This is a genomic window from Streptomyces sp. NPDC041796 (assembly GCF_055590785.1).
The window spans coordinates 100,076-108,234 of the sequence record NZ_JBVJAH010000021.1; the positions used below are offsets into that span (position 1 = coordinate 100,076).

Consider the following 8,159-nt stretch of genomic DNA (forward strand, 5'->3'; position numbering starts at 1 on the left):
CCCCCCCTCCCCCCCCCCCCCCCCCCGCCCCCCCCCCCCCCCCCCCCCCCCCCCCCCCCCCCCCCCCCCCCCCCCCCCCCGGCGGCGCCCCCCCCCCCCTGGACCCGGGGGCCGAGGGCTACTTGACCGCTCCGAAGGCGGAGACGATGGAGCCGTCCTTGTAGGTGTCCTCGATGTACTTCTTCACCTCGGGCGAGTTGAGGAGCTTGGCGAGCTTCTGCACGCGCGCGTCCTTCTCGTTGCCCTTCTTGACGGCGAGGAAGTTGGCGTACGGGTTGCCTTCGGCCTTCTCCAGCGCCAGGGCGTCCTTGGCGGGGCTGAGCTTGGCCTCGATGGCGTAGTTGCCGTTGATGACGGCGGCGTCGACGTCGTTCAGGGCGCGGGGCACGGTGGCGGCCTCCAGCTCCTTGAACTCCAGGCCCTTCTTGTCCTTGATGTCGGACAGCTTGCCGTTGGCGCCGACACCGTCCTTGAGGGTGATGACGCCGTTGTCGGCGAGGAGCTTGAGGGCGCGGCCGCCGTTGGTGGTGTCGTTGGGGACGGCGACGGTCTGGCCGGGCTTGAGGTCACCCAGGGACTTCAGCTTCTTGGAGTAGAGGCCGAGGGGCTCCAGGTGGACGTTGACGACCGGGACGATGGTCGTGTCGTTCTTCTTGTTGAAGTCGTCCAGGTAGGGCTTGTGCTGGAAGTAGTTGGCGTCGACCTGGCCGCTCTGGGTGGCGGTGTTGGGCAGGACGTAGTCCGTGAACTCCTTCACCTCCAGCTTGAGGCCGGCCTTCTCGGCGAGGTTGTCCTTGACGAAGGTCAGGATGTCGGCGTGCGGCGTCGGGGACGCGGCGACGACGAGCGGCGTGGACTCGTCCGCCTTGCCGGAGCCGCCCTTGGAGGAGGACGGGTCGGAGGCCGTGCCGCAGGCGGTGAGGCCGAGGGCAAGGGCGGTGATGGTGGCGAAGGCGCCGGTGAGCTTGAGGTTCTTGCTGTTCTTACGCACGAAAAGTGCCTCTTTCTGGTGGTGCGGACATCGCCCGGACAAGGAGTGCGGGCTGTTCTGGGGTCCCCGGGGGGAAGTCAGGACGCGGTGCGGCCCCGGCGGGCGAGGAGGCGCACGGCGAGGTCGCCGATGAGCTGGATGATCGTGACGATGACGATCAGCAGCACCACGGTGATGAGCATGAAGTTGGTCTCGAACCGCTGGTAGCCATAGGTGATGACCTTGGAGCCGAGTCCTTCGCCGCCGACCGCGCCGGCCAGTGCCGAGTAGCTGATCAGGGTGATCACGGTGGTGGTGAGGGCGGCGACCAGGGACGGCAGCGCCTGCGGGAGCAGTACCTTCCACACGATCGTGGGGATGCCGCCGCCCATGGACTGGACGGCTTCGACGAGTCCGTGGTCGACCTCGCGGATCGCGGTCTCGACGAGGCGCGCGAAGAACGGGATGGCTCCGATGGAGAGCGGCACGATCATCGCGGTCGGGCCGATGAAGGTGCCGACCACGAGCGTGGTGACGGGGATCAGGGCCACCAGCAGGATGATGAACGGCAGCGAGCGGCCGATGTTCACGATCACGCCGATGACCTTGTTCACCGGCCGGTTCTGCAGCAGGCCGCCCTTGTCGGTCAGGACGAGGAGGACGCCCAGCGGCAGGCCGCCGATGACGGTGACGACGGTGGACCACAGCACCATGTAGAGCGTGTCGATGGTGCCCTGCTCCAGCAGGGGCCGCATCTCTTCCCAGGTCACTTCGCGATCTCCTTGACCAGGCCCTGCGCGGGCACGTTGCGTTCCTCGTCGATGACCTCCACCTGGAGGCCCTGTTCGCGCAGGAAGCCGACGGGGACGACGTTCTCCTCGTACCGGCCGGGCAGTTCGATGCGCATGCGACCGATCTGCCTGCCGCCGACGGTGTCCATGGCGGCGCCGAGGATCGAGATGTCGACGTTGTACGTACGGGAGAGCTGGGAGATCACCGGCTGCGTGGCGGCCTCCCCGTGGAACGTCACGTCGACGACCGTGCGGTCGGCGCCGGAGGCCTCGCCGGTCACCGGGAACAACTCGCGGGCCAGTTCGGAGCCGGGGGTGGCGAGCAGTTCGGCGACGGTGCCGGACTCGACGACGCGGCCCTGCTTCATCAGGGCGGCGGAGTCGCAGATCTGCTTGACGACGTCCATCTCGTGGGTGATGAGGAGAACGGTCAGGCCGAGCTGCCGGTTGAGGTCGCGCAGCAGTTGGAGGATGGAGCGGGTGGTCTCGGGGTCCAGCGCGCTGGTGGCCTCGTCGGAGAGCAGCACCTTGGGGTTGCCGGCCAGGGCGCGGGCGATGCCGACGCGCTGCTTCTGGCCTCCGGAGAGCTGGCCGGGGTAGGCCTTGGCCTTGTCGGCGAGGCCGACGAGGTCGAGGAGTTCGAGGGCGCGGCGAGAGCGTTCGGCGCCGGCGACGCCGAGGATCTCCAGCGGCAGCTCGATGTTGTCCTTGACGGTCCGTGAGGACAGCAGGTTGAAGTGCTGGAAGACCATGCCGATGCGGCTGCGCGCCCGGCGCAGGTCCTTGCCCGCGCGGCGGCCTCGTCCGGCGAGCGCGGTGAGGTCGGTGCCGTCGACCGTCACGGTGCCGGAGGTGGGGCGTTCCAGGAGGTTGACGCAGCGGATGAGCGAGGACTTGCCGGCGCCGCTCTGTCCGATGACGCCGAAGACCTCGCCTTCGCGGACATGGAGGTCGACGCCGTCCAGAGCGGTGACCTGGCGGCCTCGCGACTCGTAGACCTTGGTCAGGCCCTTGGTGGTGATCACAGGGGTTTCCGTCACTGTCGAGTGCACGGCGCGGTGTCCGCCGGGCACGGGGCATTCGTCGTTCCGACGCGCGGCACGGCTGTTCGGCGGGTGACCGGGGCACGTGCGCGGGGCAGGCCTGTCCGTCCGATCGCGTACGGAACACGGCGTGGCTGTCGGGTCTCGCTTCGGGGCGCGAGGCTCAGGCGGGGGCCCTCAGAAGGCGCACATTCGACACATACAACGAGCACCGGGCGTCGTGATCGCCTCGGTCGCAAGGGTGCGGGAGCTCGTCGTGGTCATGCGGGTCAGTAAACCAGACGCCCCTTCCAAGATCGGGCGGCTGTCCGAATAGCGGACGGCGCATGTGCGTCATACGGACGCCGCACCGACGTCAGGCGGGCTGCCGGGACGCCGCGGTGACGTCCACTCCACCGGCTGTGGCCTGCGCCGACACCTCGGAGAGGTCGGTGACCACGACATCGGCCACGAGGTCGCCGCGGTCGTGCGTTGTGGCCAAGGCCACGGTCGCCATACCGGCGGCGCGGCCGGCCGTCAGTCCGGCGGGAGCGTCCTCGAAGACCACGCAGCGCGCGGGGTCCACGCCGAGCTTCTCGGCGGCGAGCAGGTAGGGCTCGGGGTCGGGCTTGCCGCGCGTGATGTCGTCGGCGGTGATCACGACCGGGGCGTCGATCCCCGCCTCGCGCAGCCGCGCCTCGGCGAGGGGCCGGGTGGCGGAGGTGACGACGGCCCAGCGGCCCTCCGGGAGCGAGGAGAGCAGCTCCTCGGTGCCGGGCAGCAGTTCCACGCCACCCGGTACGTCCTCGACCTCGAGCTGCTCGATACGTGTGAGGGCCCCGCGTATCTCCGTGGACCGCCCGGCGCCCAGCAGCTCGGCGATGATCTCGACCGCGGGCCGGCCGTGCAGTTCGACGCGGGCGAAGACGTCGGGCGCGATGCCGTACTCCTCGGCCCACCGGTTCCAGCAGCGGTCCACGGACTCCAGGGAGGAGACGAGGGTTCCGTCGTTGTCGAACAGGAGGGCTTCGGCGTGGATCTTCATGGTCATGGAGCCTACGTTTCCGCTACCGGGGGCGGTCGCACCGGGTCTTTTGGCCCGTAATAGTCTCGGGCGCATGCTTGACGCCCTGACGGTCGCGGTCTCCGTGGCCGCGCTCGCCCTCGCCGCCTGGTGCGGCTTCGCCGCGTACCGGGACCAGCCGACGAAGGACTGGCACTTCATCGGCATGGCGGTGGTGACGGTGCTGGCCCTGGTGCAGCTGGTGGTGGGGATCGTGCAGCTGACGCGGGGCGAGAAGGCCGACGAGGGCACGGCGATCTTCCTCGCCTACCTGATCGGCGCGCTGTGCGCGGTGCCGGCGGCGGGGTTCATGTCGCTGGCGGAGCGCAGCCGCTGGGGCTCGGCGACCGTCGCGGCCGGCGCGGTGGTGCTGGCGGTCCTGGAAGTGCGCCTCTACGACATCTGGACGGTCTGAGGTGGCGGGGCGCGGTCTGGCCAAGGGGCCCGGCATGCTGCTGGTGTGGCTGTACGGGGTGATGTCGGTCGGCGCGGTGTCGCGGTCGGTGCTGCAGATCGCCACCGAGTTCGGCCGGGCGCCGCTGGCGTACACGCTGTCGGCCCTGGCGGCCGTGGTGTACGTGTTCATCACCTACACGCTGGTACGGGGCGGGGAGACGGCCCGCAAGGCGGCGCTGGTGTGCTGCGCCGCCGAGCTGGTGGGCGTGCTGACCGTGGGGACGTGGACGCTGGCCGATCCCGGCGCCTTCCCGGACGCCACGGTCTGGTCCGACTACGGATACGGGTACGTCTTCATCCCGGTGCTGCTGCCGGTGACCGGGATCCTGTGGCTGCGGAAGGCTAGGCGGCCTTCTCCAGCGTGACCAGGGTGAGGCGCGGGCCCACTTCCTGGGTGGCGACGGTCTCGTACCCCTTCTTGCGGTAGAGGCGCAGGTTTCCCTCGCTGCGGTGGCCGGTGAAGAGCTGGAAGCGCTTGGCGGCGGGGGCCGGGTCGCCGGCGAAGTGCCTCTCGATGGCGTCGAGGAGACGGCCGCCGAGTCCGTGGCGGCGCAGCCGCGGGTGGACGATGAGCTTGCCGATGGTCGCGGTGCCGGTGTCGTCGAGCTCTCCGCGTACGGAGGCGATGATCTCGTCGCCGAGCCGGGCGACGAGCGCGTGGCCGCGGTCGAGCTCGGCCTTCAGGTCGTCGAGTGACTGGGTGAGGGGTTCGATGGCGTAGTCGCCGTAGAGCTCGGCCTCGCTCTGGTAGCACAGGTATTGCAGCTTGAGGATCTGTTCGGCGTCCTGCGCGCTTGCCGCTGAGATGGTCACGCTCATGCCCATGTATGCATGCCTCCGGCTCACCTGGTCCGCCCTGGGGGTCTACCGCTCCTTTCCCCGATGTTCAGGAACGGCAACCTCTGCAGTGAGCATTCTGCGCAGGCATCCCAGGCAACGGGAACGCATGGGCCCCAAACTGCCTTGTGAGATACCCAACTCTCCTGCGATTTCCCGGTAGGTGGGGTCGGTGGGCGACAACATCGCAGTCAGCAGGCGCCGGCAGTGGACGGGGGTGCGGGCGATGGCGGTACGCAGCGCCCGGCGCCGTTCGGCGACGAGTGCGGCGTGCTCAGGCTCGGCGTCCGACACGGGCTCGTGGCTGGTGTACGGGAGTTCGCGCACGACGGTCCGGCGGGCGCGGCGGGCCTCGTCCCGGACCGCCCGGCGCAGCCAGTCCGCCGGCCGGCGCGGCAGGCCGGGGCCGCCGTCGAGGCGCTCCAGGAGCCTGAGCCATACGGCTTGTTCGAGGTCGCCCGGCTCCACACCGGCGGCCGCCGCCTCCGCCTCGGACTCGGCGGCGAGCAGCGCGGTGAGGGCGCCGACGAGTTCGGGGAGGGTGGTGGTGGTCGCGGTTGCGGTCGCGGTCGCTTCGGGAGGCGGTTGCGCGTGGCCGGGACGGGCGGGCGGCGTTGCGGGGCGGGGACGGGCGGGCGTTGCGGGGTGGGTCTGCGCGGGCGCTGCGGGGCGGGGCTCTTCGGGGGGTGTCATGCCGCCCACGACACCAGGGGGCCGCCCGGCGGTTGCCGCCCCCGCCCGAAACCGCCCGTCCGGGCGTCCTGGCCGGCGCTGCGGCTGACGCGCCCGGGGGTCTCTGGGCGTGGCGTGGCCGGGGCCGGCTGAGCCGCCCCCGGGGTGGCGTCAGCGGGCGCGGTGGTCCGCGGCGGCCAGCAGGCCGGTGTCCGGCTGGTCGGTGAAGATGCCGTCGATGCCGGTGGCGAAGTACGCCTCGTACGCGCCGAAGACGTCCCCGTACGCCGCCGGGTCCGAGCCGCGGCGGAAGTCGGCGGGGAGGAAGCTGTTCTCGTTGCGCAGGGTGTAGGGATGGAGGACCAGGCCCTTGGCGTGTGCGTCGCGCACCAGTGTGGTCGGCTTGCCCAGCTTGCCGTCCTTGTCCTTCGGGATGACCAGGTCCAGCAGGGGGCCGATTCCTTGCGCGTAGGACGCGATCCACTTCAGGCCCTCGGGCGTGATCAGGTCGGCGACGGTGCGCGGGTCGCCCGCCTCGCGGAAGTCCCAGGGGCGGTCGTCGGCCGTCCACAGCAGCACGACGCGCGGAGTGGAGACGAGCCGTGCCATCCGCTGCATGCTGCTCGGCTCGAAGGACTGGAGGAACGTCGGCGAGTCCGCGCCGTGGCGGCCGTAGCGCCGCAGCAGCTTGGCGAGCGGCTCCTCCAGGCCGAGGCCGAGCTTGCGGAAGTAGGTGGGGTGCTTGGTCTCGACGTACAGCCAGATCGGGCGGCCCCGGCGGCGGCCCTCCTTCTCGGCCCAGCGCAGGACTTCCTCGAAGGTGGGTATGGGCCAGCGGCCGTCGTAGACCGTGTTCTCCTGGCGAGTGCCGGGGATGCGTTCCTTGGCGCGGAGCGTCTTCAGCTCGGCGAGGGTGAAGTCCTCGGTGAACCATCCGGTCAGCGCGGTGCCGTCGACGGTCTTGGTGGTCCTGCGGGACGCGAACTCCGGGTGGTCGGCGACGTCCGTCGTCCCGGTGATGTCGTTCTCGTGGCGGCAGACCAGGTGGCCGTCCTTGGTCGGGACGAGGTCCTGCTCGATGACGTCCGCGCCCATGTCGAGGGCGAGCTGGTAGGAGCCGAGGGTGTGCTCGGGGCGGTAGCCGCTGGCGCCGCGGTGCGCGATGACCGTCGGGACGGGCAGGTGCCGGTACGCACCCGACGGGCGCCCGTGCGCCTGCGCCGCGGTGCCGCCCGCGCCCACGGAGAGGGCGGCCGAGCCGAGGACCGCCGCTCCCAGCACGGTCCGACGGCCGGGACTCCTGTGCGCACCCTGTGTCATGAAAGCTCCTTGGTGAACGATTTTCGGACTTTTGAGCGACTGTCGCGAGCCCTGATCGTAGGCAGCGGAGCCCTATGGCGGGCAGACCCACGGCGAACCGGGGGAAAACATGGGTCAACACTGCGTATCGACTCGGTTAACCCGGTGTGCGGCCGGGGGTGACCCACGAGTATCGTCCTCACCTGCACATACTGGTCACGTACGTGGTCGGCTACTTCGACGGAGGACTCGTTGTCCCGCTTCGCGCTCATCAAGGCAGTGCTCGGCCCGGTCATGCGCCTGATGTTCCGCCCCCGGGTGGAGGGCGCCGAGAACATCCCCGGTGACGGGCCGGTCATCCTGGCGGGCAACCATCTGACGTTCATCGACTCCATCGTCCTGCCGATCGTGTGCGACCGTCAGGTCTTCTTCATCGGCAAGGACGAGTACGTCACGGGCAAGGGCCTCAAGGGCCGGCTGATGGCGTGGTTCTTCACCGGCGTCGGCATGATCCCGGTGGACCGGGACGGCGCGAACGGCGGCGTGGCCGCGTTGATGACGGGGCGCCGGGTGCTGGAGGACGGCAACGTCTTCGGCATCTACCCGGAGGGCACCCGCTCCCCCGACGGCCGCCTCTACCGCGGTCGCACCGGGATCGCGCGCCTCACGCTGATGACCGGCGCTCCGGTGGTGCCGTTCGCGATGATCGGCACGGACAAGCTGCAGCCGGGCGGAGCGGGCCTGCCCCGCCCGGGCCGGGTGACGGTGCGTTTCGGCGAGCCGATGGAGTTCTCCCGCTACGAGGGCATGGACCGCGACCGGTACGTGCTGCGGGCGGTGACGGACTCGGTGATGGCCGAGGTGATGCGGCTGTCCGGGCAGGAGTACGTGGACATGTACGCCACGAAGGCGAAGGCGGCGTAAGCGGGCTCCGGCCGCGGGCACCTGACATGGGGCGGGGGGGGGGGGGGGGGGGGGGGGGGGGGGGGGGGGGGGGGGGGGGGGGGGGGGGGGGGGGGGGGGGGGGGGGGGGGGGGGGGGGGGGGGGG

Annotated in this window: 10 protein-coding genes; 3 read left to right on the forward strand and 7 right to left on the reverse strand. The window is 70.8% G+C overall.

Going from position 1 to position 8,159, the window contains the following annotated elements; all coding sequences use genetic code 11:
• Window positions 1-118 precede the first annotated feature (118 nt).
• The 4 genes from ACZ6C1_RS31970 to ACZ6C1_RS31985 all read right to left on the reverse strand — a co-directional run bounded on the left by ACZ6C1_RS31970 (window position 119) and on the right by ACZ6C1_RS31985 (window position 3,828).
• A complete protein-coding gene (locus tag ACZ6C1_RS31970) occupies window positions 119-991 on the reverse strand; it encodes a MetQ/NlpA family ABC transporter substrate-binding protein (protein WP_469245734.1) in 873 nt (290 codons plus the stop codon).
• A 77-nt stretch (window positions 992-1,068) separates the two neighbouring features.
• Entirely contained in the window at window positions 1,069-1,740 is a 672-nt protein-coding gene (locus tag ACZ6C1_RS31975) for a methionine ABC transporter permease (RefSeq protein WP_469245736.1), read from the reverse strand.
• A complete protein-coding gene (locus ACZ6C1_RS31980; protein WP_469245737.1) occupies window positions 1,737-2,786 on the reverse strand; it encodes a methionine ABC transporter ATP-binding protein in 1,050 nt (349 codons plus the stop codon). Before ACZ6C1_RS31980 ends, ACZ6C1_RS31975 begins: the two co-directional genes overlap by 4 nt.
• A 373-nt stretch (window positions 2,787-3,159) precedes the next feature.
• On the reverse strand, window positions 3,160-3,828 hold the full coding sequence (locus tag ACZ6C1_RS31985) for an HAD family hydrolase (RefSeq protein ID WP_469245758.1): 669 nt from the start codon (window positions 3,826-3,828) through the stop codon (window positions 3,160-3,162).
• Between the two features lie 73 nt (window positions 3,829-3,901).
• On the opposite strand from ACZ6C1_RS31985, the gene ACZ6C1_RS31990 reads away from it, so the two are divergent.
• On the forward strand, window positions 3,902-4,261 hold the full coding sequence (locus tag ACZ6C1_RS31990) for a hypothetical protein (protein WP_469245739.1): 360 nt from the start codon (window positions 3,902-3,904) through the stop codon (window positions 4,259-4,261).
• Window positions 4,262-4,295: 34 nt separating this feature from the next.
• Window positions 4,296-4,667, forward strand: a complete 372-nt coding sequence (locus tag ACZ6C1_RS31995) for a hypothetical protein (protein WP_469245741.1) — start codon at window positions 4,296-4,298, stop codon at window positions 4,665-4,667.
• Here the strand turns inward: ACZ6C1_RS31995 and ACZ6C1_RS32000 are convergent.
• The 3 genes from ACZ6C1_RS32000 to ACZ6C1_RS32010 form a co-directional block, all read right to left on the reverse strand.
• Window positions 4,645-5,127 (reverse strand): GNAT family N-acetyltransferase, encoded by a 483-nt coding sequence (locus tag ACZ6C1_RS32000; protein WP_469245743.1) that lies wholly within the window; start codon window positions 5,125-5,127, stop codon window positions 4,645-4,647. The genes ACZ6C1_RS31995 and ACZ6C1_RS32000 overlap by 23 nt on opposite strands.
• A gap of 39 nt (window positions 5,128-5,166) precedes the next feature.
• A complete protein-coding gene (locus tag ACZ6C1_RS32005) occupies window positions 5,167-5,832 on the reverse strand; it encodes an RNA polymerase sigma factor (RefSeq protein WP_469245745.1) in 666 nt (221 codons plus the stop codon).
• 150 nt (window positions 5,833-5,982) lie between these two features.
• Complete coding sequence (locus tag ACZ6C1_RS32010) at window positions 5,983-7,131, reverse strand: glycerophosphodiester phosphodiesterase (RefSeq protein ID WP_469245746.1); 1,149 nt, start codon at window positions 7,129-7,131, stop codon at window positions 5,983-5,985.
• Window positions 7,132-7,404: 273 nt separating this feature from the next.
• Between ACZ6C1_RS32010 and ACZ6C1_RS32015 the strand changes: the two genes are divergently transcribed.
• Window positions 7,405-8,034 (forward strand): lysophospholipid acyltransferase family protein, encoded by a 630-nt coding sequence (locus ACZ6C1_RS32015; RefSeq protein ID WP_469245760.1) that lies wholly within the window; start codon window positions 7,405-7,407, stop codon window positions 8,032-8,034.
• The last annotated feature ends 125 nt before the right edge of the window (window positions 8,035-8,159 follow it).